Here is a 25,597-nt window from a genome sequence, read left to right as displayed (position 1 = left end):
ACATCGCCCGCGCCTATGAAAAATCACTTAAAGAAGCTCCTTTTTTCACTCAATATACTGACAGTCAGCTACTCGGTATCATTTGCCCAGAACCAAATAAAATTCAATGTTGGAACGGAAGCTGTCATCACCGGCGACCATGTTCCTTTCTGGATGCGTTCAAATAAATATGGCAGCGTTCCAATTGATGGACTCTCTGCTGGCTTCACCGGAAGCGCCATAAAAGATTACGACACAACCAAAACCAGCATTTTTGACTGGGGCGCGGGCTTCGAGGGCCGTGCAAACGTGGGTGGAAATTCCAATCTCACTTTAATTCAGGGGTACGCAAAAGCTAAACTCTGGATTTTTCAGTTAAAGGCCGGAAGAACAACCGATGTAATGGGTTTAAACGGTGACACTACGCTCAGTTCCGGCAATTTCTCAATGTCCGGCAATGCTTTGGGGATTCCAAAAGTCGAGATTTCGATCCCAGAGTATTACGCTATCCCTATTTTCGGGAAGCTTTTCTCAGTAAAAGGCAATCTTGCGCACGGCTGGTTTGGCCGTGTGAATATCCCTCGCGAAGTAAGCGGTGTTCCGATGGGGACCTCAGATCCGAAGACATACCTGAACCAGTTATCCTTTTATATGCGTCTCGGCAAGCCCAACTGGCGTTTACAGTTATACGGGGGTGTAAACCATCAAGCCATGTGGGGCAGTGAAGCTGAAACCTGGGGAAAAGCTTTCAAGCTTTCGCCGATAGAAACTTTTTATTATGCAACACTTGGGAAGTCATACGGCGGGCGCGGTGTTCCCAAATCTAAAATTGGCAACCAGTTAGGGTCTATCGACTTAGGTTTTGATTATAATTTTAATGCCGTTAAGCTTTCTGCTTATCGCCAGAGTATTTATGATGTTGGCGCACTTTCAAGACTGGCGAACATCGCAGATGGTTTAAATGGAATCGCTTTGCATAACAGGCGCTATGAGCAGGAAAATTCTTCGTTCCAATGGAAAAGCTTTTTATTCGAGTTATTATACACGAAAGACCAGGCGGGTGAGTTCGGCTCAAAACACACCTTATCCGGTGACGAGGATTACTATAATAATTTCTTTTACCAAGACGGATGGACATATAAGGGCGCCGGAATAGGGACTCCTCTTATTACCCGCAAAGAAGATGCACGCCAGGATTTACCTTCCGTTCCAGGCGACGCGTTTATTAACAATCGTGTAGTTGCTTTTCACACAGGATTCATCTGTTCGATAGCAGACTGGTCATTTTTAACAAAGTTATCTTATTCGATGAACTACGGAACATTCGGAACAAGTCCGGAAGGACATACAACCGGTGTAATTAAACCAAGGCCGCTTCCACCGGCTGATATTCTCTTTGGACAAGTTAACCAGTTTTCGGGTTACCTGGAGGCTAATAAATCGTTAAAAAACAATTTCAATGTGGGTGCAGCTCTTGCTGTCGACCAGGGAAAGCTTTTGTATAACTCGACGGGAATTATCCTGAAAGTTTCAAAATCATTTAGCTATAGCAGCAAGCCCGCGGGGTCGGCAACCAGAAATGACTAATCAAAATGTAATATCAATAGAGCTGTTTGTGCCCTATTGATATCCATATGAAATTGATTGATTAAATTTTGCTTTGTAGATTTCTTCGAAGTGATTCGCGTACTGATAGGTGATTATATCCCAATCATACAAATTTGATATTTTGTTCCTGTTGTTCGCGATCATTATCTCTGCCTTTTTATCTCCTTTTGAAAAGTTATCTAACACCATTGTGACATCGTCAGCGGTACTAAAATATAAGGAATCGTCTTCCAGGATATAATGATTAAAAGGATTTTCATTGGCACAAATAAAACTATCGGATGCCATAGCTTCTAGAAGTGAGGGATTCGTGCCGCCCACCGTGTGTCCGTGAAAATAAATATTTGAATAATACCTGAGATTATTTAATCTGCCCATACTATAAACACCCCCGATAAAACGAATATGAGCGTGTTTTGCAAACTTATTTTTCAAAAAGTCGCCATACTCTGTTTCATGCTTCCCAATGACTAAAAACTCTTTCTTTTTATCGGCCTTAGCTACTCCGTCCAGTATTATTTCGATGCTGTTTTCGGGTTCAAGCCTGGCGATGAGCATGTTATATTCAAATGGTTTTACTTTATAGTCTAGTAGCTGGCTCTCGTCCGGTTCATTAAACAAGTGAGCTCCGTAAGGGATAAAATCAGATTCGGCGTTGTATTTTTCCTTCAGGTAGTTTTTAATACCAACTGAATCTGCTATGAGATGCTTACTATATTTTACTCCCAGCTTCTCAGCATACAATAAAAATCGGCGTACGTTGTCAGAATATTTTGTTCGTTTCCACTCGAGACCATCCATATTTGTGGTCACGATTGAACTTTTGGGCATCAACCATCCCCATATAGAGCTGCTTGTATAACCCAGCTGCAAGATGATGTCGAAATTTCTGCGGCGCGCATCACGTACACAATTCAGATCGTAAATAAACTGGCCTGCCGTTCCAAGTTTGTCTTCCGGATCGTAACAATGAATAATTTCCGCACCTGACCAGGCTTTTTCCTGGTATGGATGATTGTGAGAATTATAAACTGCTACACGATAACCTTTTTCAACAAGACCTTTCGCCAGGTATTCCGCACATTGTTCAAAACCTCCATAATTGTTCGGAATACCACGGGTACCCAAAATGGCTATATACATAAAGACAATTTTTTCTTAGATGGACAAATAAATAACTAATAGAACGTACCCATGCAATTATTATTTCGAAAACTAAAAATGAAAATTTGCTAACGAAGAGATAGGTATATAACTATTATTTTAATGATACTTCTTTTTACAGAATAGAAAATCAAAATGTTACGCTTTTATTGAAAAATTGTCAGAAACGAAACTGACCTAAAAATCGGTTATTTACTAACTTTATCTTACTGACTTATTATTTAAAATATTAGAGCAATCAGCGGTCAATTAGCCGCGTATCTTAGCGTTAACTGAAAAAGATCAATCACATGGCAAAAGACGATGAAACTGACGAAAAAACGGTTGACGAATTTCTCGCTGGTAAAAGTGAACACACAAGAATGTTGTTCGATCATTTTGTAGCTGAATTTAAGAAGATTGGAAACATAACGTTACATCCTGCTAAAACTATGATCGGTGTTGCCGGGTCGCATAAACGCATAGCCTGGATAACTCAGCTGGGAAAAAATTTTGTTCACGTCGTTTTTCCGTTTAAAGAGCCTTATATCGATAATTTATGTTTTCAAAAAATAGCACAGGTTCCGGGTGATGATCAATACAATCATCATTTCAGGATGCTGTATATTGAAGACCTGAATGATGAAGTGAAAAAATTCATGCGGTTGGCTTATGATTCGTAAGGTTAAAACATTGTTGCTTCACTTTCCAAATTATAAACAAGCAAGCTTTTACGGTTTTATACTTGCGTTGCTATTGATTGTTTTAAGACAGCTAGAGTTACATTTTCTCCTGATAAATCATCTTTTTGAACTTTATACCGCCGGTATAGCCGTCATCTTTACTGGTTTAGGAATATGGCTTGCAGTTAAGTTGACAAAACCAGCTAAAGAGATAGTGACAATAGAAAAAGAGAGATTCGTCGATCCTGATCCTTTTGAAATAGACCAAAATGAACTCGCCCGACTAGGCATAAGCAAAAGAGAAATTGAAGTACTGCAACTTATCGCGCAAGGTTTGAGCAATGAGGAGATCGCCGACAAGCTATTTATCTCAGTTAGTACCGTAAAAACACATTCAGTCAAGCTATTTGACAAAATGGATGTGCGGCGCAGGACACAAGCTATCGAAAAAGCAAAACGACTTAAAATCATAGCCTAGTTATTTCCTCGACGCTGTTTTTTTTAAAAAATCAAACTAAAGTATGATGGAAAAATTAAACTGATCCGGCATTTTTGCTTGATAAAACGAATAAAATGAAAAAAATTGTAATTGTTTTTGGACTGATATCGGGACTAATTGTCTCTGCAATGGTGATCTATTCAACAACCATGTGTTACCTGCAAGGCAATTTTGAAGGCAGCATGCTTTTGGGCTATGCGTCCATGATCCTCGCATTCTCTCTCATTTTTGTCGCCGTTAAAAACTACCGTGATAAGTATAATAGCGGCGTTATCTCATTTGGAAAAGCTTTTAGAATCGGTCTCTACATTACGCTTATCTCTTCCACGGTATACGTATTGGTTTGGATGGTCGACTATTATGTCTTTATACCCGACTTTATGGAAAGATATACTTCGCACGTGCTTAATGAAGCCCGGGCCAAGGGTGCAACAAGTGCTGAGCTTGCGGCAAAAACGGCCGAGCTGAAGCAATATTCAGAAATGTATAAAAGTCCGCTTGGGGTGATGCTTATGACATACCTGGAAATTTTTCCGGTTGGCCTGATTGTTTCGGTTATATGCGCGCTGATTTTAAAACGCAAAAATCATTCAGCAACGACTGCGGTTCCGGTCTAATTACATAATTGTTATAAGGTCATCGTCTACGTCAGCAACTTCATCTTTGCTTCTGGTAATGGTATAGTTGATCTTGTTGGTGTCCAGAATAGCACGAATCATCGCGATATTGACCTGGTCGGTATGAATTACATCGTCTTTATCCAGGTTCTCTCTGATTGATTTTTGCTCGTCGAATAGAATTATGTGAGCTGTTTGATAAGTTGCCATAAAAATTAAGTATTGGGTGAGTATGTTTTTAAACCTTCCAAATTGCATTCCAGCGTCTCCCTGTCCCATTTCGCTGTGTTAGCTGCCGCCTCATAGGTTGAGTTTAGAAAATCGAGGAGCATCGATCGCGGGTTGTCCGATCGTTGTACGGCTTCATAGGTTAGCATAAATTCGCCCATTTCTTTACTAAAAAAGGCTTGATCTGGCTTTACAGGCTGTTGGCTGAAGTTTTCCGGAGTGGGATAACAATAGGAATAAAATACAGGATGAGGAAACTGGTCGCTTCCCGGCCAGAAGCCGGCAGAACTTACTTCCTGCGAATACGCCTCTTGCATAATTTCAACCGGAATGTTAGGCGCGCCTCCGGGATGTTTCGGGGCTTCTTTACCGGAGAAACGTGTTACCGCCAGATCAAATGCTCCCCAAAATAAATGAACAGGACTGCACTTTCCTCTGAATCCGGCTCTAAATTCCGTGAATACATTATTGATCTGCACCATCGCCTTCCATAACGTATGAATTGCTGGGGCATCGTATGACCGAACTTCCACATCGTTTTCAAAAGGGATTGCCGTTTCGAGTTCGTTAGGAACCGGGTAGATTATCGGTTCAATCCCCGACGACCTTAAAGCCGACATTATCTGTTCATAAAAGCCGGCAACAGACCCCGACTGCAATATGAGACTTTTGTTTTGCGCGGTACTTGTTATTATTTCAAGCCGATGACTAATAAAATTAAAGTCGATCTGGAAAATACCTTTATCGAATGGTATACCGGCTGTTGTAAATCCGGTCGCGCTAATATATAACGGAACATGCCATGAATGATTAATCCATGGCGTTTGCGTTAACCTGATCTTACCGACAATCTGGGTCAGCAAGTGTACAAGGCTTAGTGTTTCCTTTAACTTCTCGAATTCTAGCTCTGGCCAGTGGCGGTGCGGACGGTTATTGCTCATTTCAATACAATTAACATCTTAACGATGCAATTGATTGAAAAACGTTAAAACTTAATGACCTAGATTTGCGCCATCTGTTTTACCACGCTGCACCGCATATTCCCCAACCTTTTTTCCGGTTGCCAGCCCGGCTTCACAATCAACCCGATAGTGAATCCCGCCATATAAGCGTGACATAGCTGCTTCGTTAGCCAGATCAGTAAACTTCGAACCTCTGTCTGGCAAAAGATAACTTAAAACAGTGGCCGCAGCAGCGCTGAAGTTTGAGTGGCCGGATGTATAAGCGGGAAAGTTCGGAACGCCGGTTAATGTTTTAATTTTGGGATCGATCTGCGATGGCCTTGCATTGAAGTAAAAATATTTAGTATCCCAGCATACTATACCAGCATCCATCAGCGCCATATTTAACAGAGCAAAATTGCGTGCCCAACGAACTTCACTATATTTTTCTTTAACAAACTCATCAGCTGCGATTGCGTTCCAGTGTCCCGCCGGAGTGTAAGTCGCTACTCCGTCTGCCCAAAAAGCAACCTGGGCATTATGTTCGCGGGTTACATTTTTTGAATACTTTAACACTTCTTCAGTTTCTTTCCTGAACTCTTCTGAATTGACAGATGGTGGCGGAGAAGGACGCAATGCGATGACTGTAAGTGAATCGAATAAAAAAGGTTTAACCTTACTAAACATTGGTAACATGGGAGGCCGCTTAGGTGTTTCCAGGCTAAGCCATGCCGTCTCGCCCGTTGCAGTAGTCTTATCGTAAAGCTGCTGCCATATTGCTGGCGTTCCTATTGCAGCTCCAGCGCGATCACCCCTGGCACGAACCACAAATTTTGCGGCCACTTGTTTGCCTAAAGATTCTCCTGCCTCCCAGTCGCTGCGCGTATTGGCACCCGACATTAAACGGGCAAGCTTTTGTTCGTTCTCCTTTTCTTCGATATATGAAATTTCTGTAGGAAAGAGCAGTTTAATCATTTCCACAACAGTTCCCGCTACAACGGCATCCTCACTTGGGTAAGCCGGCAAATCAGTTTGAGGAACAAGCGACTGTACTGACACATCGTTTTTATAAGGTGCCTTCCGGGCAAACTTCTTCTTAAAGTACCATGCAGCTATCAAAGCGTCATACTGAGCAGCGCTTACATAAGCATAAGAGCGTGCAGCATATGGCGGATTAGAAAAAGGAAACTGCGGATAAGCAAATGGATTAGCTGCACTTGGCGCCGGATAAACACCATCTGGCCCCTGGTATGGCGGTAAATTATGTTTCGCAACAAGCCCCCGCATAATTTCGTTCCATCGTAATACGGCACCAGCGCTCCAATATTTAATTTTCTCACGTTGTTCACTCGTCAGATTGTTTTGGAATCCTTTTATCTCGTTTAAATCTGCGAGATAAGCATTGGAATTAATTGCATCGGGGTTTGCTACTGCCAAATCGGTAAATCCGTTTAACAAAACCGGCTTCCAGGTGTCGGCGTCTACGTCAAGGTTTGACGGAGCTAATGGTTCGTAATTTTCAACCCTCTCTTCTATTTTTTTACAGGCCGCCAGAGCTAAGCCACAAAATAGTAAACCAATATATTTAAAGTGTAAACGTTTTTTCATAATCAATTTTCGCTTTCTTCTTTTTTCGTCTCCTTAGTTTTCTTGCCGATGTCAAACAAATAGTAAACTCCGGCATGCACCATACTGCTTTGGCCGACGTTCCTTCCGGCAACAACATAGTTGGCTCCTCCCGTAAATTCCAAACCAAAATCCATGGAGTATTTAAAATTGACGCCGGCTGTAGTAGAATTCATTTTATTACTTGGGAATGGCATGTCATTCTTGCGGATATCAAATCCACCCAATGTAGTGCCGCTCTCTAAAATTGCTTCTGCAATAAGCTTTTGACTTCTGTAGCCTGTTCTGAAGTTAAATACAGCCCCGTCAGGCATAGCAACTTCATTACTATAAATAAGTCTTGTGGTGTAGTAAGTATTCCTGTCTATTGTAATGTTACTACGATTAATATACTGGCCAGAACCTGTGAAGAACAACGAATTTAATTGATAGTCAACCATAGCCCTTGCCATAAAACTTTTGCAATGCAGACCGATCGACATCGGTAAAAAATCTGCGACGTAATCATTTAAAGGCAATACGATCGATCCAATTCCATAGAAAGAAAAAAGTCCTTTGCCTAATTTCGTTTCTACCGGCATCCATTTTACTGAAGCGGTCAGATCCTGAAATCCATTCATACCAGCTAACGTCCCTGCCGTGGCGCGGGTTGTAACGTATGGCAATCCAGCTATGACATTAAGGCGATCGTTTATTCCATAATTTGCCATCACCCCAGCTGTTTGAACCGATAGCGTGCCGATGTTCTGGTTGTCACGCTTAAAAGTGCCCTCCCAGTATTCGTTCCAACTGCTGTAGCTGTACATACCGCCTACGCAGAAATAGTTTTTCGGTATCATGATGGCGTCGGCCTCTGTTTGAGCTTTTGCATTAATTGAAAATGCAGCAAAACAAATACATAAAAGACCCTTAAGTTTAATCCGCTTAGGTAAAATTTTACTCACAAATGAAATGGTTTTATTTTGGTTGCAACAATTGTGTTACGTGTCAAATGTATCTAAAAAAAATAAAAATGCAAATATGATTAATTGGCTATCGGCGGGCTGTCTATACTGCCTCTAAACATATCGAAAGACACTTTTAAGGCGGGTGAAGTCAAGTATAAGCAGATAAGCAACGCGTAACTTCCGCCGCGCTCTACCCATTCTACTGGCATAAAATGAGGATAAAAAAGTTCAGTACCAACTTTCCAAATTAGAATAATTATCAATAGCGGTTTAACCGGAAATAGTAACACAATAAATGAAAATAACAGCTCGGTTAAACCGGCTATTCGTGCAACATATTCGACATTGTTAAAGCCCAGGTAGTGATATTGAGCTAATAAGCCCGGTTTATCAATTAGATTTAGCCACGCGTGCCCTGCCAGTAATAAAAAGGCGCCTACCCGTAAACACAAATAAAACCGTTTATCGTATCTGTTCGTATCTGGTATTTTTATAGGCTTAAACCATTCTCCGGGCGAACGAAATATTTTCCCGCTCATTAATAGTAAGGCTAATGGGGCACCGTAATTTCCAGCACGTTCTATAAATTCAGCGAAGGGTTCACCGGATAAAGGCCGGAGTAAAGCAGTAAACAATCCCCATAAAATCAGCCAACCAGCAATTGCATTAACCGGATAAAACAACATTATGACGCCGAGTAGTATATCAAAAGAACCAATTATGGGCATCCAGATAGCAGCTGAATGGTGGCCGATATTAAATACCTCAAAGTAATTAAACCATATCGGCTTGGTTAAAAGGCCAAATATTCCGTGACCAATAAAACACATGGCAACAGCGACACGTAAAACATAATGTAGCGTTACTGAAGTTTTATTTTGCATTTTGAACAATTGGTTAAGAATCGCTAATGTCACAGATTAAATTATAAATATCAAATTTGCTATATTTATTCGACGGTATTTTTAACAGCTAGCTGATTAAAAATATTTTTCCTTTTTATTAAAATTTATTCAATCTTATAAAACAATTTATCATTAAATTCGCTTACACTTTTTTAGTCCCACAAAATGAACATTTTTATTGGAGGTTTGCCGTTTCAGATGACGCAAGCAGACCTGGAAGAAACATTCCGTGAATACGGATCAGTTGAAACTGCCAAATTAATTTTAGACAAGGAAACAGGCAAGAGTAAAGGTTATGGCTTTGTAGAAATGCCTAACGATGAAGAAGCTGAAAAAGCCATCCAGGAACTTGACGGAATTGAAATTTATGGCCGTAAAATAGGCGTGAAAAAATCAGATCCAAAAGCCGACAACCGCAGCAAACCGGGCGGCAGATTCGACAACAACAGACGTCCGTCAAGTGGAGGAGGTTATAACCGCCGCCCCGACAATGATGATTACAAAAAGCGCTATTAAGCCTTAGACCATCAAGAGGTATATGCTTTCATGACTTGTTCATAGGGCTCTTTACTAAAATATATTATCGGTTCCTCCTCGCTATGGGAAGCCTGTAAAATAATTTTAGTGCCATTAAACGACGGCTCGATAGCTATTACCCTGTTTTTTTCAAAAGTTACAGGTTCATCATCTATTAATAAGGAAAAATAGCCCGCCATTATTTCCAATCGTTTAGAAGCCTGCGTAAAATAATAATTTCACCAGTGTGATAAGCATTGTGGTCTGAAATCAGCATGGCTTCACGCAACAGATTTTGCCCGTTTCCATGATTAAAAGGCTTATAGAGATGGTTGTTCAGGTCAGCTAAGTACTCAAGAAAGTCGTTACGATCCTGGCGTATCGTATTTAAAGTATTATTCCACTGCTCATCTGTCGGTTCCAAATTATCGACCCAATACTCCTTTGGCCATTCCGGCGATTGATGGTCGGGATTTTTGCAGAATTCAATGATATCCCATTGGGCAATGCGAATATGTTCGATGAGCTGCCAGAGGGAATAAGGAAGTTTTTCAGGAACTTTTGTTCGGTTTTCTTTTGAAATGTTTTTTACGGCATCTTCAAACGTGGCGTGAGCATTGCCCTTATTGATCATGTCAGCTAATTCTTTACGGATTATTTGCTCGTTTTCCATGAATCGACAACATTATTCCGGCCTGCTGGTTTTAAACGATTTTGTTTATATTGATCCCAATATTTTTCAGCAATAACGACGCGTTAAAAGTTTTGCAGATTCCGTGCTTCAACTTGTAATCAAAATACATATCGTCATTATCAACCTGGATGTCGAAGTAATAGTTACGCACATAACCTTCATGCGTAGCCTCAAGTCTTGAAATTTCCAGGTCGTGAGTAGCCACCATCCCTATCCCCTGCATACTGATAAGTTTTTCAATTATAGCTTTTGAGCCCCTGTATTTATCCGCCGAGTTGGTGCCGCGCAGCATTTCATCTATCAAAAAATATACATGCTGATTTTCGCTTATGTATTGAAACAGATATTTCAAACGGTTGAGTTCTGCCTTAAACGTAGAAATGTCATCGTTTACCGAATCCTTAATTCGCATGTAAGTGAATACTTGGAATGAGCTAAGTTGCATCGAACGCGCACAAACGGGCGCACCAGCTAACGCCAAAACCGCATTAATTCCAATGGTTCGGAGAAATGTACTTTTACCCGCCATATTCGAGCCGGTAATGATGTCGATATGGCCAGTATCTCCAAGCGAAAAATCGTTATAAACACGTACATTATCTCTAATGAGCGGATGGCCTAACTGCACAGCAGTCATAGCGGGAGATTGAGACACCACCGTTGGAAAAACCCAATCGGGGTGGTTTCTATATAAAACACTAAGGCTTAACAATGCCTCTGTTTCCGCTAATACCGCGAAAGCTTCCGGAAGCAATCCCTTATTTTCTTCCACCCATTTTGCCAGTGTAGAAAAGTGGCGAACATTCCAGGCCATGAAAATATTAAGGAGCGGCCCGATTAAAGGAATAGCGCCAACATCAAGCCTCGCAGAAATGGCAGCAAGTCTTTTTACTTCTTTTGAAACTGTTACTGAGTCAGCACCGGAGCCTTCCAGCCCTTTTGCAAGCAATGCTGCGATAGCTGGATTTGATTCCATCAGCATAAAGGCGCCCGAATAGCGATACATATCCGAACTTATCTTGCCGGTAATTCTGGAAGCCTTTGCGATTCTCGGCAAAAAATAAACTACCAGAAAAATATTGGATAATCCTGTAATGAAAAGAACTATCAGGGCCTGGTAGAAGAAAAAAGAAAGTGCCGCAGAAATGAAAAATATTAATGGCGACAACTTTACAAAGATTGCGGTACAGGAGTCCAGTCCAGCCGGAAATGCTTTAAGAGAAGAAAATAAGCGGTTAAGATCAACCTCCGCTTCATCGGAAATCAGTGTAGCTTGAAATTTCTGAATCCATTCTCCGTCTGAAGCTAATACCTTGACGAGTTCTTGTCTTTTTTCAACCTCATTTACTTCAGCCGGATTCCTTAACCAGCTCGCCAATAAAAGATTAGCGCCCCTTGTAGAACACCGGTTTAACAGAGCGAATAACGATTTCTTACCAAAAATATCCAGATCAGATGTGTATGGATGCAAATCATTTGCAAACTCTGCACCGCATGAATAGCTGTTTGCTTTTCCCGCTAAACAGTTCAACTCATTTTCATTAACCTGTCTGAAAGTAGTGTGATAATCACGTAGTTTAATATGCGTAACCTGAACACGAACGACAATTGCAAACGCAATAAAAGTTGCAATTATTGCCAATTCGGTAAGCAAAATATTCTCATGCTTTATAGCCAAACCGGTTAACGCTATGCCGGCAAGGATCATAAAAAGCCTAAGGAATGAATAGCCGTTAACAAACTTCCGCTCCTTTTTAATTTTATCCTCCGCTAAGGCAATACGCTCCCGGTAGTATTTTTCAGTAGAAGCGTCCATTAATTACTAGTATGCCCGTGCAAACAACACGCGTTGCGATGAAGGTTTTCCCGAATAAATACACACTCCTTCTTCTTTTTTGTTATTTAACGGAATGCAGCGTATAGTGGCTTTTGTTTCCTCCTTTATTTTTTGTTCGGTTTCCGGTGTTCCGTCCCAGTGCGCGGAGATAAATCCAGGTGTTTCATCCAAAGCCTTTTTAAATTCCTCGTAAGAGTTTGCTTCACGGGTATTTTGGGTTCTGAACTCAAGCGCTTTGTTATATATGTTCTGTTGTATTTCTGTTAGTAGATTTTCGATATATAGATCGAGTCCCTCCTGTGATATCGTTTGTTTTTCGCGGGTATCCCGACGGGCGATTTCTACTGTATTGTTTTCCAGGTCGCGTGCACCCAAAGCTATGCGCACTGGCACACCTTTCATCTCGTATTCGGCAAACTTAAATCCCGGCCGCTGTGTGTCGCGGTCGTCATATTTTACAGAGATATTCTTCGATTTTAGTTTTGCAATCAGACCGTCAGCAAATTGACCGATACGCGCAAGATCGTCGTCTGTTTTATGAATTGGAACGATTACTACTTGTATAGGTGCCAGTTTAGGAGGCAAAACAAGGCCCTGGTCATCCGAATGCGACATAATCAACGCACCGACCAACCGGGTGGAAACGCCCCATGAAGTCGCCCAAACATGTTCAAGCTTTCCCTCTTTGCTCGTAAACTTTACATCAAACGCTTTTGCAAAATTTTGTCCGAGAAAGTGGGAGGTTCCAGCCTGGAGCGCTTTTCCATCCTGCATCAACGCTTCAATACAATATGTTTCAACAGCGCCTGCAAAACGTTCATTAGGCGTTTTTATTCCCCGTATTACAGGCACGGCAAGCCAGTTCTCAGCGAAATCGGCATAAACTTCCAGCATGCGCTCCGCTTCTTCAATAGCTTCCCCGGAGGTTGCATGAGCTGTGTGTCCTTCCTGCCAAAGAAATTCGGCAGTACGCAAAAACAGGCGCGTACGCATTTCCCATCTTACTACGTTAGCCCATTGATTGACCAAAATCGGCAGATCGCGATAAGATTGCACCCAACCCCGGTAAGTGTTCCAAATGATCGTTTCTGAAGTCGGCCTTACTATCAGTTCTTCTTCCAATTTGGCGTCTTCATCAACTATTATGTTGCCGTTTCCATCATTTTTAAGACGATAGTGTGTAACAACTGCACATTCTGTAGCAAAACCCTCAACATGTGAGGCTTCTTTAGTAAAGAATGATTTAGGTATAAACAGCGGAAAATAAGCATTGGTATGGCCTGTGTCCTTAAACATTTTGTCGAGAGCTGCCTGCATTTTCTCCCAGATTGAATAGCCGTATGGCTTAATTACCATACATCCCCGCACTGCCGAGTGTTCAGCCAGATCGGCCTTGGCTACCAGTTCATTATACCATTGTGAATAATCTTCGGCTCTGCTAGTTATACCTTTGCTCATATGATATTTTGGAATATTTTTTGTACTTTTATATGAAATTTGTTCAGGCGACAAAGTTATAAAACTAGCTGATGTATTCGAATTTATTAAAAGGTCGATGCAACCATTGCAACTTTCCGTCGTCTAACATTTAATTCTCTTAAACATACCCATCATGTTGAAAAAATTACTGATATATGAAGCCGCCGTTATCATATTAATGATGGCTTCCTGCTCAACCGGTAAATTAGCTCAAACAGCTACTTCTACACCGGATGACGACGTTTATTACACATCCACGAAAGCGAAAGAGCAAAAAGAGTACATCGCAAAACAAGAAAAAAGCTATCGTACAGACGAGCAGCTTTATGGTGATGACCGTAATGACGATGATTACTATTCGGAAGACGGAACTTACGCTCAGCGTTTCAGCCGTTTTTATGGAAACAGCTATTGGAGAACTCCTTATTATGGTTCTTATGCATACGATCCATGGCTGGGATTTAATGGCGGATATAATCCTTACTATTATGGATCGGGCTTGTCTTTAAGCTTCGGCATTGGTTTTGGCTCAGGCCTTGGTTACGGTTACAGCCCATATTACGGATATAATCCTTATTACGGTTACAATTCGTATGGTGCCGGCTTCTGGGGACCTTACTCTTATTATAACTATTATCCCGGCTATTATGGCGGTGGATATGGTTATGGCTACGGTGGCGGCGGATATTATCGCCCGATTTATGCGTCACCTAATTATCGGGCAAGGCCAAACACCGGTAACGGTACTCCATCTGGAAGTTATGGCAATTATGGTCGTCCAAGAGCCACCGGAACTACTGTTGACAGAAACGGAAACGCCGTTTCAGGAACCCGTCAACGGCCAACCCGCCAGGATGTAAATGATAATCAACCGAATAATTCCGGCAGACAGGGCGATCGTCCAAGCCGTGATATAGACAGACCGGTTAGCAGACCAGATGCTGGAGTTAGCAGACCGAGCCCTTCGTATGACAGCGGCAGAAGCAGCGGTGGTAGTAGCAGCGGCGGCGGAAGCAGTAGTGGTTCATCAAGACCAGCACGCGGAGGAAGATAATTATCAGTTCAACATCCTTTATGAAAGTTAAATTTTTGCCCATTGCAATCGCAATAGTTGCGTTTGCTCAAACTTCCTATGCTCAATACAGTCAGGATGCTTTTCGTTTCTCAACTTTTGAACCCGGTTCTTCAGCGCGTATAAAAGCCATTGGTAACGCAGGTACAGCTGTTGGCGGTGATGTCAGTTCTGTAGGATTTAATCCAGCTGGACTTGGATTTTTTACCAAATCTGAATTCAGTTTAACTCCTGAGGTAAACTCATCAAAAGTTAATTCAAATTATTTTAATGTTAATAATAGTGACACCAAAAATCAATTTAATCTAAATAACGTTTCGCTGGTATTTGCTGGAAAAGCTTCTAAAAGAAAAGGCTCAGACCTTACCAAAGGTTTTGTAGGTTTTAATTTCGGCGTTTCTTATGGCCGCACAAATGATTTTTATCAAAATACTTATTATAGTGGTGTTAATCCCAATAACAATCTGGCCGACTATCTGGTCGAGCAAGCCCGGAATTTCGGGGTTGACGGAGTACCTCAATCTTTTGGCTATAGTGAATATTTATTTGACAATATCGCCGCAGCCAATCAACCACCGGTTTACGAGGCAAACACAGATTTAAATTCTACGCAGATTAACCAGCGAACTACCACCGGTGGACAAAATGAATTTAATTTAGCGTTAGGTGCTAATTACAGCAATAAGCTTTATTTAGGTGTTGGCCTTTCCTTTAATAGTCTTCGTTACAGATCAACTAATGTTTTTTCAGAATCTGGCCATCAGTTCGTAGACGATGTTGATTATAACACCGACTACACTGTAGACCAGGACACAAGAGGATCAGGCTTTAGTGCAAAATTTGGCGTAATATACAAACCGGTTGAATTTGTCAGGATTGGCGCATCGATTAACACTCCTACCTGGTACAGCATTGATGACGTTACTTCTTACAGAATGCGTACCGCTTACGTTCAGAGCAACACTTACACCGACGGGCCGGAAGATTACGAATTTAACTATGATCTGACGACTCCATTTCGCGCAAGCGGAGGACTCGCTTTCTTCCTTGGAAATTACGGTTTTATTACCGGCGACATTGAGTATGTTGATTACGCTTCGATGAAAATCAGTGGCAACGGAGATGCCGGCTACGATGAATCGGCAGATAATCGCGATCTAAGAGATCTTTATAAATCGACTGTTAATACACGAGTAGGTATTGAAGGCAAGCTTGACGATTTTTTCATTCGCGGAGGTTATAATTATCGCCCGAATCCTGAAAAATTTAATGGCAGTGCAATCGAAACATACAGTGCAGGTTTAGGATATCGTAAAAATAATCTATCGTTAGACTTTACGTACACTAATGTGTTTTCTAAAAGAACCGATTATCCTTACACTTTAGATCCGACGTATGATATTTCGCCAGCGAATGCTATTAGTCCTGCAGCAGCCCTGGAGAATAAAACAAACAATTTTTATCTGACGCTTGGTGTCAGATTTTAATAATATTTAAATGAGTTGAAGGCCATTCTTGATCAAGAATGGCCTTTTTTATTCGAGCCTATAAGCTTCCACGCTCTTCCGGTTAAAAGTTGGCACATACAAAGTACCGGTTTCCTGGTTATAGCCAATATCTGCCGTATTCTTTTTCTCGTTGTGAGTGTCCAGCAGCAATTGGAATCTGCCATCTGCGTCGACATAATAAATGTAACCGCTCCAGGAGCTGAACAAGAAATCTCCATTTCCTATTGGCTCTATCCCATCACCGTCCTGTGGCAGCTTCGCCACCAAAGTCATTTGTTTTTCGCTGTTTACTTTCAATAAATTTTGTCCGGCCGCTATGTAAAGATAATTGCCAACTACCCTTACGCCATTCGCCTTATTGATATTTTCGAGATAGGTAGAAACAACGCCATTTTCAAGTTTGTGAATTTTATTTGTCCGTGTATCAGAAACATAAACAATACCATTGCCCGAAACAGTTACGTCATTCAAAAAAACCGCTCCCTCTACGGCGTGCTTCTTCAGTAGTTTCCCGGATTTAAGATCAATCTCAACGATTTGATCGAGATCAGCAACGTAAAATTTATTGCCGAATATCGCCTGTCCTTTTGGCGCGTTCAGGCCAGACACGAAATCTTTTTTAATGATCTGTCCTTTCGTATCCATTTTAATAACGCCTCCGATCCCGTCTTTCTCGGTAGCGCTATTTCCTAATTCGGAAACGTACAGGAACTTCCCGTAAGGCAAAACTGATTCCGGCATATTAATAATGCTGTCGGGCGTTTCCCAGATTTTAGTCAGCTTGTGTTGCGACCAGCCACTCACTGTAAACGCAAGGCTAAAACAGCTCAGCAATAAAAACTTCCTTTTCATAATAAGTTTATCATTTAGTTATTACCACTAATTTATCATTTGTTCCGTTACTGGTAATAAAATAAATTTTCCCATCGGGTGAGATGCATAGGTCACGCAGTCTGCCAAATTCATCTTTGAAGAACTCTTTTGTTTCCGTGATCTTATTTTTTGAATCATCGAGCTTTAGCTGAATTAACACGCGATTTTTAAGAACACACAATAACAGCGAATTTTTAAGCCGGGGAAGGTAATCACTATTGTAATAATCTAATCCAGATGGAGCGATGGTTGGCGACCAGGCATAAATCGGTTCTTTAACATTGTTAGATGTACAGAAACTTTGCTCGGCAGACGTATTACAAAAACCTTCTACATTTGGCCAGCCGAAATTCCTGTTCCTTTCAATAATATTGATTTCATCGTCGGTTGAGTTACCGTGTTCAGAGCTGAACAATTTATCGCCGACGAAAACCAAGCCTTGCGGATTTCTATGTCCGTATGACCATACCGGGCTTCCCGAAACGGGGTTATCTGCGGGAATGCTACCGTCTGGATTGATTCTGAATATTTTTCCCGATAAGGAATTTTTATCTTGCGCTCTTGCGGAATTCGATGCATCACCCGTACTGATATACAGCTTTTTATCCGGGGAAAACGCTAGCCGGCAACCGTCGTGAATGCTGGCTGCGGGAATATTATCCAACAGAATTAATGGATTATTCAACGAGCCGTTTGTGTAGTCATACCGGACAATCTTTTCCGTATACGTTCCATTTTTATCGTAATTATAAGCCAGGAATACCTGTGGACTTTTTGAAAAATCAGGGTGAAGAACCATGCCGAGCAGTCCACCCTCGCCCATTGATTTGACATCGGGAATTTGAAGCAAAGTTGTTTGTACACCGGTAACCGGGTCTACTCTGCTAACTTTGCCGCCTCGCTCTGTGAGCCAAAGCATATTATCGGGACCCCACAAAACTTCCCAGGGATAGCTGAGCTTCTCATTTAAAACTTTTGTTGACAGAGAATCGGAAGTATTGCCTTCACTGCTGGTACCTGAGCCGGATTTTCTGCAGGCGGTCGCGATAGCCAGCAACAGTACCAGTTTTATTAAAACTTTCATAATCGTAAGAATTAGGTGTACGATTGACCTAAATGATAACAATTTGAGGCAGATTTAGTTATAACGACCTTACAAACAGTTTTGCCGAAGTATTGTAGTAATTAAAGGAGATTATTATGAAGATCAGTTACATTACGTTGGTACTTATTGCGTTGAGCACAAGTGCCGCCTTCGCGCAAACCAAAAAGCCAAAAACTAATACGACCGAAGCAAACAGAAGAAAAAATGCGTTGAAAATTACCGACACCACTGGTATGACAGCAGACACTGCCAAAAAACTAATTGATCTTAAACCGGCCTCTCCGACTTCACCAAGCCCAAATAATCCTAACCCGCATGACCCGCGTCCAAATCCGGTTAATCCGACTGCCCCGGTAGACAACCGGCCGCAACAACCGGCAAAAGAAGGAACGCCACCTACGAAATAGGTTATTGCTCTTCCTTAAAGAAAACTTTATAATAATTCATTGAACGGTTGTCATCAAAACCTTTTTCAATGAGTTCCTTATTCCCGTGAATATAGATATGGAAGTTCTTGTCAAGTTTTAAGACACTTTTATAGACTCTGCTTTGCTTCTTCACAGCTGCTTCTGAAATTTGAAAACTATCTGGAATTTCCGTGTCAAACTCCTTTTCATAACTACTTTTAAAGTTTTTGAATGATTCAATTCCTTGTTCGTTACCGATAACCTCGTTGGAAAACTCATTCATATCGAAGGTTTCGTTCTCCTTGAAATACTTCATTGAACGGTTTAATAAATCGATCTTATCGGCTTTGGAAATCTCAAAATCCTCATCGAGCTTTTTCGTGACGAAATTTTTGTAGATACTTAATGTATTTTGTGTTTGATTGTACTGATCATTCCGTATTTTAAGTTTTAAAAAATCATCCTTCCAGTAAACTGCTTCTGAGCTTCGGTTCGTCTGATCGATTACGGAAATCTTGTACCCTTCTTCTTTTTCGATATTGAAGATCAAAGCGCCTTTATCAAGTTTCTGGATGTTTATCGCTTCCTGCTCATAGGAGATCTGGAAGCCTTCGTTTTCCGGGTAAATTTTAAGATAGGTCTCTTTCGTTTCTGATTTAAAAATTCCAAGCGCATCGGTCAGCTCGCCTTCAATCTGAATATTTTTAAAATAAGCAATATAAAGTTCGCCGCCTTTGATTTTAGGGTGCGATGATACGTCATACAGATATTTGGTGATCTGCTGGCTGGTTTCATGAAACCTGGCGGGATTAGAAAACACATCGCTGGCAAAATGATAGATTTCATTTAGTTCAAGATCGTCAGCACTATGAAAGAAACGGTAAATCTCGTTCTGCTTCTCAAAAGCCTGTAAAAAGTATTGTTTCAATAAACCGGGAAGTATTTCATCGCTTATCTGTAACGGCGAATCGGACAATACATAAAACTCATCCTGTAATTTATTGCCAACCCGGTGTACCGACAACTGCGTCAGTTCTGCTTCGAAAGAAAATATCATGGCCGGCAAAGATAAATTCTCCGGACTTAAAAAGCAGTATTCCGCCGCTGTTTTAATTCAGCAGCCATAACCAGTTTAATCATCCGGTTATAAGTTTTCAATCCTTCTTTCTGATTATTAGCTTTCAGAAAATGGTCGTAAAATATTCCCGAAAAACGTGTAACATCCCCCTGATAGCGTGTCCAGTAGTCGTAATCCGTTTTAAAATCCGCCATTACTGCCGGCGATATCCTGTTGCGTAAATCCTTGTATACCAGCGTATCGCGTCGCCTAATTTCAAACATAAATTCCTGCACGCCAACATAGTAAGATGAGTATTTGAGCAAACGATCATCCGAATGAATTCCGGCGACGAATCCTGCAAAATTCGCTTCGTCCTCCCGGTTAAAGCCTGACTGGTGCGACATTTCGTGGCAGGCTACAAAAGGTTTCAAAAACACGGGCATCTCGAAATTCAGCTGTGCCTCACCAGTGAAAGGGTTAAAATACCCGGAAGTCGCCATATAATTAAGCAGCGGCGTAAATAGTGACTTTTTTATTGCCGGGTGATAAATCTTATAAACCGGCGATTTCCTGGACAATTCGTTAACTGCCATTTTCGCGACCGAAAACATCTCCTCATCAGATTTATCAAAATCAGCCTTTTTTAACTTTGAACGATATAAGTTGGTACTGTCGATAAGTTTGCCTGTTACAAGTTCCAGGTCATTTTGTGTATAAGCTGTGTCAGTTAAATTTAGCCGCACTGACGCAGGTTCGCGGAAATAGTTAAAGCCCCAGGAAAAATAAAACAGCAAAATCAAGGTCTCGAATGTCAGCAGGCAATTAAGCAGTAGCTTTAACCCCCTCTTCCATTGCTTTTTAAAAAGCATTATGAGTAGACGGACCAATGTCAGAATGAAAGCCAAAACCAGCAAAGCGTAAAAAATATCGCCGATGCTGAATGGAATCCAGCCGAGAGCATACTGGAAAAAATAAGCTGGAACCAGGTAAATTATCTGCGAATAGATGTCTTCAACAATATCAGGTATAAAGCGAAGAAAAGGGATGACAATTATCAGTATTAAAAAAGTCAGTGCAAAGATTCCTTTTTTTTTGGTTGACATCATGCGAATATAACGTAATGCAGATAATTAATTACTCGAGCTATGGGTCCATAAAAAAAGCTGCTTCCGTGTAATGCAGAAGCAGCTTTCAGAATGTGAGTGTTAACTATTTCTTTGTGAAAGAATAAATCACATAACCTGTACTTCCGTTATTGTCAACAGGTGATTTAAGTGTCATTGAACTTCCATCGGCATTTGCGACAACCAGCTTATAACCGCTGGCTACGTCTGCCGCTTTATCACCTTCAAATATTTTTTTGAACTGAAACACAGGCGAACCCGTAGAGTTGTCAAACGACCAGTAAATTTTCTGGGTGGTTCCGTTAGCCAAAGCATAAGTTCCGTTACCGCTGTTTGTAAGTGTCCAGGTGCTGCCTTCAAAATCTTTCGGTTTAGCCTGATCAAACGCTGACTGAACAGCATTTTCTAACAGCCCGTCGAAAGTTACAGAACTTACCGTCCAGGTTCCCACGATTTTGCCCCGGCTTACGCTTGTGCCAGTGGCTGTTTTAGTTGATGAGCATGCCGAAAAAATAACGGCAATTGAACCTATTGCTAATAAGGAAAAAATTAATCTCTTCATGGTTTATTGTTTAATATACCGTTAAACACCAAACACGAATTTTTGATTTGAATACTTTAACAATTATCCCGCAAGCGCTTCTTGCCTCGTCTGCGGGCGGCCGTTTTTAAAAGCTTCGCGTGGCTTTAATCCCAGTAATTCAAACATCTGCATATCCTCGGTAAACGCCGGATTAGGTGTAGTCAGCAATTTATCACCGGCAAATATTGAATTCGCACCGGCCATAAAGCATAACGCCTGATCTGTTATGCTCATCTCTGTACGGCCAGCAGACAACCTGACAACGGTTTTCGGCATAATGATTCGTGCTGTAGCAATCATGCGCACCATATCCCAAACCGGAACACGCGGCTGATCTGCAAGCGGTGTTCCCTTCACCGGAACCAATGCGTTTATTGGGACCGACTCGGGATGCTTTGGCATATTTGAAAGTGTTTTAAGCATGGAGATGCGATCTTCCACTGTTTCACCCAAGCCAATGATACCACCACTGCAAACTGTCAGCTTTGCTTTTCGAGCATTTTCAATTGTTTTTAAACGATCGTCGTAAGTGCGCGTCGTGATAATTCGTTTATAATCATCTTCTGATGTGTCGAGATTATGATTATATGCATACAAACCTGCATCTGCCAGGCGTTGTGCCTGCGATTCTGTAAGCATGCCCAGCGTGCAGCACACTTCCATATCGAGTTCATTCACTGCCCTTACCATGTCTATCACCTTATCAAAATCACGGTTATCACGAACTTCCCGCCATGCGGCACCCATACATAAACGGGATGCACCGCCATTTTTAGCCTTAACCGCGGCATCGGTAACCTGCGCAACCGACATCATTCCATGAACATCGACACCTGTGTTATAACGAGCAGCCTGTGGGCAATACGCGCAATCTTCCGGACAGCCGCCTGTTTTAATTGAAATCAGGCTGCTGATCTGCACTTCCGAATAATCTGCGTTCTCGCGATGTACCGTGGCGGCGCGATAAATTAAGTCAAGTAAAGGGCCGTAATATATTTCTGAAATTTCTTCTTTTGTCCAATTTGTTCTTATTTCAGTCATGGTTTTGATTGCTGTTTGATCAGCAAATATAAACGTAACGAAGAAATTAGCGGCAATAGAAATAATCGGGCAAAATTATTTCACGTAATTACTGAACAATCTTCTTTATTCTCTTTCTTTTTCCTGATCGGCATCGTCGGCAAGTTCTTCCGTTTTAGAAGTTTCCTGTATTTGCAAAGGCTCTGCTTCGATAATTGAATCAGTATTTTTCCTGCCCCCAAAAAATCGTTTAACGGCACCAACAGCGGCTGCGATCCCTACCAGCAATAACTTCCAAAATTTAAGTAGCAAAACAAAAAAACCGGCTTTTGCTAAAACCTTGCCCGCAACCAGCCCACCAACCGTCCAGGCGGCCACATTATCAACTTCGGGAACAAAATCAGCATAACGGTGGCCTTTATCAAACTCCACACTTTGGATAACTTTGTCAATATTCTGTTTAACGAGAGGTAACTGATCCATACCGGCGACGGCGTTCAGCAAAAAAATTCCTTTTCTCCCTAAAATACGGATGTTGTAATTCAGGGTGTTCGTTGAATCTGTTCCAAACTTTATTTCCTTCGCCCAATGCAGTGTATTTGCATTTTTATCGTAAAAAGGTGCAGATGCCCAACCAACTAATTGAATTTTTTCGTACCCGTTAGCAATCCGATAGGAATTAGCATCCTCTGTGTTCTTCTGCTGTTCTTTTAACAGATCGTCATAATTAATGCTCTCAGCATCGTCATCTTTCACATAACCCATTTTGTCAAAGCTCAGGACAAATGCCCAACTATCAGGACTTGTAACGCCTGTTTTGGCAGGAACCAACAAACCTAGTATGGTACTGTCTGGTGGGTTATTCCATATATCTGACAAAACAACCATGCCTTCTTTTTTATTCAGGAATTTAAATCCCTGTGGCACGTTAAGTGTTGCATTGTTCGTTTCCAGCTTAACTGTTCCGGTTTGATAATGGAAGCTTTTTTCGATCTGGGTTCTTTTGATCTGGATAGAATCAACGTCTTTTGCGAGGGCTTGGCAAGCAACGCTAATTAACGTTGTTGCGAAAATCAGGCTAATTTTCATTTTGATAAGTAATTTAGGTTAGTCAATAATACTATTTTTACCATCAATTAAAAATTCAAATTTGAAAAGCAAAAAACGTCGTGGCCAGTTAACCAATGTTTTTAAAAATATCAGATCAGCAACATCTTAAAAACTTATTATCCAGGCTTAAATTTGACGCCACACCGCTATGGGGAAATATGACGGCGCAGCAAATGATTGAACATTTGATTGACCAGATTCAGTACTCAAACAGAAAAAAGGTGCCGTTTTGCGAACGATCCCCAGAACAAGCAGAAACAATGGGGAATTTATACGGATGAGGAAATCCCGAAAAATGTCAGTCTCGTGCCTTTGCTGAAGAACAATTTATACCCAGATCTGCAGACCGCGATAGTACAGTTATTACGGGATGAAGATTTCATTCATTTTTTAAAACGTCGGATGCGATGGTAATTCACGGTGGTTTCGGACCAATGAACTACCAGGAATGGCCTACCTGGCACGGCAAATATTTTACTCACCATTTTAAGCAATTCGGCCTTTATCACTATGAGCGATGCTAATTTTTCACAAAAGTATAAGGGTCATATTCCAGGAAATCATTTACTTTGATATCCGTCGAAACAACTTTATCATTCTGTATTTTAAATTTTAACGGAAAAATCCCGAAAGCAGGATTACTGTAAGATAAAAGCCATTCCCCGTTATCCATATATTGAAGGCTGGCAGTCAGATCTCTATGCCCCTTAAATTGAACAACAAGGTTTTTTCCTTTGGCTTCAACGGAGATAGCGCCATATAATGTATTTGAGTAATTTCCAATGTAAGCATTAAGCGGGAGCTCTGGTTTGTTTGCTTTAACTCTGGCTTTTAGTGACTTTACAGTGTTTAGCACTTCGTCATTTTCAGCAGTAAAAAATTTCAATTGCTCCTGGCTGCGGTCAATGAAAGGCCGGTTTAAATAAGCATCCAAAACCTGGTAACGCAATGCTTCGAAAAAATTCTGATTATCATTATTGGTAAGAATTGTAATTGCCAGCTTCTCTTCGGGAACAAAGCATGTATTGGTTACGAATCCATCGGCGCCGCCTGTATGCCAGAAGATCTGCCTTCCGCTATAGTCTGTTTCAAAAACTCCCAGTCCATAGGTTGTAAAGTGGCTCGGGTACAACCTGTTTTTGCGGGTACTTATCAGGGTATTGGCGTCTCTTGTCCGTTGTATCACACTCCATGGCAAAACCTGCCGGCCTTCAAATTTACCGCTGTCAAGTTGCATGCTCAGCCATTTAGCAACATCCTTAACACTACTTACGATACTTCCTGCCGGAGCCAGATTATCCACCTGATCATACGGAAGCTCTGTTAATGTACCGCTGAAAGCTGTTGTATAAGGTTTTGAGACATTTGTTCTTTGCGAAATGCCTGCGCTTAAAGGGTAAGTGTTTGTCATATTTAACGGCGAAAGAATGTTTTGTTGAATATACTCCTCCCAACTGATGCCGCTTACAACAGGAATAACCTCGCCAGCGGTTAAAAAGCAGCTGTTACAATAGCCGTAGCTCTGACGGAAGGAACCTGCCGGTTTAAGGAGTTTCATCTTTTCCATAATTTGCTGCCGCGATAAAGAAGCGTTCCAAAAAGTAAAATCTCCCTGGAAGGTTTTAGTACCCAGGTGATGTCCCAGCATATCCTTAATCGTAAGCAGGTTTGTCGTGGCAGAATCGTATACTGAATAGCCAGGAAAATATTTTGTGATCTTGTCGTCGAGCGATAGTTTTTTGTCAAATTCCAGTTTCGCTAAAGCCGTTCCTGTAAAAAGCTTGCTGTTGCTGGCAATCATAAACAAGGTATTTTCATCCACCGGCTGTTTAGTCTTTACATCGCGATATCCATACCCTTTCATAACAACCGTTTTGCCGTCTTTAATTATGGCAATAGCTAAGCCCGGAATGTTCCACTGTTTCAACCCTTCGTTGATATAGGCGTCAAGGCTGTCTTTAACAAATGCCGGCTGTGCGCTAGACTGCAGGACGACTGCAACCAGGAAAATAAGTAGCAACTTTTTCTTCATT

Annotated in this window: 26 protein-coding genes; 9 read left to right on the top strand and 17 right to left on the bottom strand. The window is 41.3% G+C overall.

The window, feature by feature from the left end:
• Window positions 1-15 precede the first annotated feature (15 nt).
• On the top strand, window positions 16-1,566 hold the full coding sequence (locus tag GS399_RS04390; protein WP_160843381.1) for a capsule assembly Wzi family protein: 1,551 nt from the start codon (window positions 16-18) through the stop codon (window positions 1,564-1,566).
• Between the two features lie 33 nt (window positions 1,567-1,599).
• On the opposite strand, the gene GS399_RS04385 is transcribed toward GS399_RS04390, so the two are convergent.
• Window positions 1,600-2,730 (bottom strand): DUF1972 domain-containing protein, encoded by a 1,131-nt coding sequence (locus GS399_RS04385; protein WP_160843380.1) that lies wholly within the window; start codon window positions 2,728-2,730, stop codon window positions 1,600-1,602.
• Between the two features lie 311 nt (window positions 2,731-3,041).
• On the opposite strand from GS399_RS04385, the gene GS399_RS04380 reads away from it, so the two are divergent.
• From GS399_RS04380 to GS399_RS04370, 3 genes are all read left to right on the top strand, one after another.
• Window positions 3,042-3,413, top strand: a complete 372-nt coding sequence (locus GS399_RS04380) for a DUF5655 domain-containing protein (protein ID WP_160843379.1) — start codon at window positions 3,042-3,044, stop codon at window positions 3,411-3,413.
• On the top strand, window positions 3,403-3,891 hold the full coding sequence (locus tag GS399_RS04375; RefSeq protein WP_160843378.1) for a helix-turn-helix transcriptional regulator: 489 nt from the start codon (window positions 3,403-3,405) through the stop codon (window positions 3,889-3,891). Before GS399_RS04380 ends, GS399_RS04375 begins: the two co-directional genes overlap by 11 nt.
• 95 nt (window positions 3,892-3,986) lie before the next feature.
• Window positions 3,987-4,529 carry a DUF4199 domain-containing protein gene (locus tag GS399_RS04370; RefSeq protein WP_160843377.1) on the top strand — a complete coding sequence of 181 codons (543 nt, stop codon included), beginning with the start codon at window positions 3,987-3,989 and terminating at the stop codon, window positions 4,527-4,529.
• Here GS399_RS04370 and GS399_RS04365 read toward each other — a convergent pair whose 3' ends face one another.
• The 5 genes from GS399_RS04365 to GS399_RS04345 form a co-directional block, all read right to left on the bottom strand.
• Entirely contained in the window at window positions 4,530-4,739 is a 210-nt protein-coding gene (locus GS399_RS04365) for a hypothetical protein (protein ID WP_160843376.1), read from the bottom strand.
• A gap of 5 nt (window positions 4,740-4,744) precedes the next feature.
• The gene (locus GS399_RS04360) at window positions 4,745-5,698 is read right to left on the bottom strand and encodes a DUF5996 family protein (protein WP_160843375.1); all 954 of its coding nucleotides are present in this window, start codon (window positions 5,696-5,698) and stop codon (window positions 4,745-4,747) included.
• A gap of 51 nt (window positions 5,699-5,749) precedes the next feature.
• A complete protein-coding gene (locus GS399_RS04355) occupies window positions 5,750-7,306 on the bottom strand; it encodes a vanadium-dependent haloperoxidase (protein ID WP_160843374.1) in 1,557 nt (518 codons plus the stop codon).
• Window positions 7,307-7,308: 2 nt separating this feature from the next.
• Window positions 7,309-8,268 (bottom strand): transporter, encoded by a 960-nt coding sequence (locus tag GS399_RS04350; protein WP_160843373.1) that lies wholly within the window; start codon window positions 8,266-8,268, stop codon window positions 7,309-7,311.
• 80 nt (window positions 8,269-8,348) lie between these two features.
• Entirely contained in the window at window positions 8,349-9,155 is an 807-nt protein-coding gene (locus tag GS399_RS04345) for a hypothetical protein (protein ID WP_160843372.1), read from the bottom strand.
• 186 nt (window positions 9,156-9,341) lie between these two features.
• Here GS399_RS04345 and rbp point away from each other — a divergent pair, with 186 nt between their 5' ends.
• Window positions 9,342-9,692: an RNA-binding regulator gene (gene rbp, locus GS399_RS04340; RefSeq protein ID WP_160843371.1), complete on the top strand. Its 351-nt coding sequence runs from the start codon at window positions 9,342-9,344 to the stop codon at window positions 9,690-9,692.
• 199 nt (window positions 9,693-9,891) lie between these two features.
• Here rbp and GS399_RS04335 read toward each other — a convergent pair whose 3' ends face one another.
• From GS399_RS04335 to proS, 3 genes are read right to left on the bottom strand one after another with little or no spacing between them, the layout of a single operon-like run.
• Window positions 9,892-10,365 carry a DinB family protein gene (locus tag GS399_RS04335; RefSeq protein WP_160843370.1) on the bottom strand — a complete coding sequence of 158 codons (474 nt, stop codon included), beginning with the start codon at window positions 10,363-10,365 and terminating at the stop codon, window positions 9,892-9,894.
• A 31-nt stretch (window positions 10,366-10,396) separates the two neighbouring features.
• Window positions 10,397-12,202 carry a MutS-related protein gene (locus GS399_RS04330; RefSeq protein WP_160843369.1) on the bottom strand — a complete coding sequence of 602 codons (1,806 nt, stop codon included), beginning with the start codon at window positions 12,200-12,202 and terminating at the stop codon, window positions 10,397-10,399.
• A 6-nt stretch (window positions 12,203-12,208) separates the two neighbouring features.
• Entirely contained in the window at window positions 12,209-13,681 is a 1,473-nt protein-coding gene (gene proS / locus GS399_RS04325) for a proline--tRNA ligase (protein WP_160843368.1), read from the bottom strand.
• A 154-nt stretch (window positions 13,682-13,835) separates the two neighbouring features.
• On the opposite strand from proS, the gene GS399_RS04320 reads away from it, so the two are divergent.
• Window positions 13,836-14,756 carry a hypothetical protein gene (locus tag GS399_RS04320; RefSeq protein WP_160843367.1) on the top strand — a complete coding sequence of 307 codons (921 nt, stop codon included), beginning with the start codon at window positions 13,836-13,838 and terminating at the stop codon, window positions 14,754-14,756.
• Window positions 14,757-14,776: 20 nt separating this feature from the next.
• Window positions 14,777-16,261, top strand: a complete 1,485-nt coding sequence (locus GS399_RS04315) for an OmpP1/FadL family transporter (RefSeq protein WP_160843366.1) — start codon at window positions 14,777-14,779, stop codon at window positions 16,259-16,261.
• A 48-nt stretch (window positions 16,262-16,309) separates the two neighbouring features.
• Here the strand turns inward: GS399_RS04315 and GS399_RS04310 are convergent, their stop codons facing one another.
• A complete protein-coding gene (locus GS399_RS04310) occupies window positions 16,310-17,134 on the bottom strand; it encodes an ATP-binding protein (RefSeq protein ID WP_160843365.1) in 825 nt (274 codons plus the stop codon).
• 10 nt (window positions 17,135-17,144) lie between these two features.
• The gene (locus tag GS399_RS04305; RefSeq protein ID WP_160843364.1) at window positions 17,145-18,239 is read right to left on the bottom strand and encodes a PQQ-dependent sugar dehydrogenase; all 1,095 of its coding nucleotides are present in this window, start codon (window positions 18,237-18,239) and stop codon (window positions 17,145-17,147) included.
• A gap of 116 nt (window positions 18,240-18,355) precedes the next feature.
• On the opposite strand from GS399_RS04305, the gene GS399_RS04300 reads away from it, so the two are divergent.
• Window positions 18,356-18,667, top strand: coding sequence for a hypothetical protein (locus GS399_RS04300; RefSeq protein ID WP_160843363.1), 312 nt, complete (start codon window positions 18,356-18,358; stop codon window positions 18,665-18,667).
• Window position 18,668: 1 nt separating this feature from the next.
• Here GS399_RS04300 and GS399_RS04295 read toward each other — a convergent pair whose 3' ends face one another.
• The 5 genes from GS399_RS04295 to GS399_RS04275 form a co-directional block, all read right to left on the bottom strand.
• Window positions 18,669-19,724, bottom strand: coding sequence for a nucleoid-associated protein (locus tag GS399_RS04295; RefSeq protein WP_160843362.1), 1,056 nt, complete (start codon window positions 19,722-19,724; stop codon window positions 18,669-18,671).
• A gap of 26 nt (window positions 19,725-19,750) precedes the next feature.
• Window positions 19,751-20,833: a DUF3810 domain-containing protein gene (locus GS399_RS04290; RefSeq protein WP_160843361.1), complete on the bottom strand. Its 1,083-nt coding sequence runs from the start codon at window positions 20,831-20,833 to the stop codon at window positions 19,751-19,753.
• Between the two features lie 103 nt (window positions 20,834-20,936).
• Window positions 20,937-21,413, bottom strand: coding sequence for a hypothetical protein (locus GS399_RS04285; protein WP_160843360.1), 477 nt, complete (start codon window positions 21,411-21,413; stop codon window positions 20,937-20,939).
• A 63-nt stretch (window positions 21,414-21,476) separates the two neighbouring features.
• Window positions 21,477-22,475, bottom strand: a complete 999-nt coding sequence (gene bioB / locus GS399_RS04280; RefSeq protein ID WP_160843359.1) for a biotin synthase BioB — start codon at window positions 22,473-22,475, stop codon at window positions 21,477-21,479.
• Between the two features lie 105 nt (window positions 22,476-22,580).
• A complete protein-coding gene (locus GS399_RS04275) occupies window positions 22,581-23,543 on the bottom strand; it encodes a DUF2167 domain-containing protein (RefSeq protein WP_160843358.1) in 963 nt (320 codons plus the stop codon).
• Between the two features lie 95 nt (window positions 23,544-23,638).
• Between GS399_RS04275 and GS399_RS04270 the strand changes: the two genes are divergently transcribed.
• A complete protein-coding gene (locus GS399_RS04270) occupies window positions 23,639-23,845 on the top strand; it encodes a hypothetical protein (protein ID WP_160843357.1) in 207 nt (68 codons plus the stop codon).
• A gap of 239 nt (window positions 23,846-24,084) precedes the next feature.
• Here GS399_RS04270 and GS399_RS04265 read toward each other — a convergent pair whose 3' ends face one another.
• On the bottom strand, window positions 24,085-25,596 hold the full coding sequence (locus GS399_RS04265) for a serine hydrolase (RefSeq protein ID WP_160843356.1): 1,512 nt from the start codon (window positions 25,594-25,596) through the stop codon (window positions 24,085-24,087).
• Between the last annotated feature and the right edge of the window lies 1 nt (window position 25,597).

This window comes from Hufsiella arboris (genome assembly GCF_009834875.1).
GTDB classification, from domain to species: Bacteria; Bacteroidota; Bacteroidia; order Sphingobacteriales; family Sphingobacteriaceae; genus Hufsiella_A; species Hufsiella_A arboris.
Note: the sequence above shows the minus strand (reverse complement) of the source record. Positions and strands in the feature narration are given on the sequence as shown.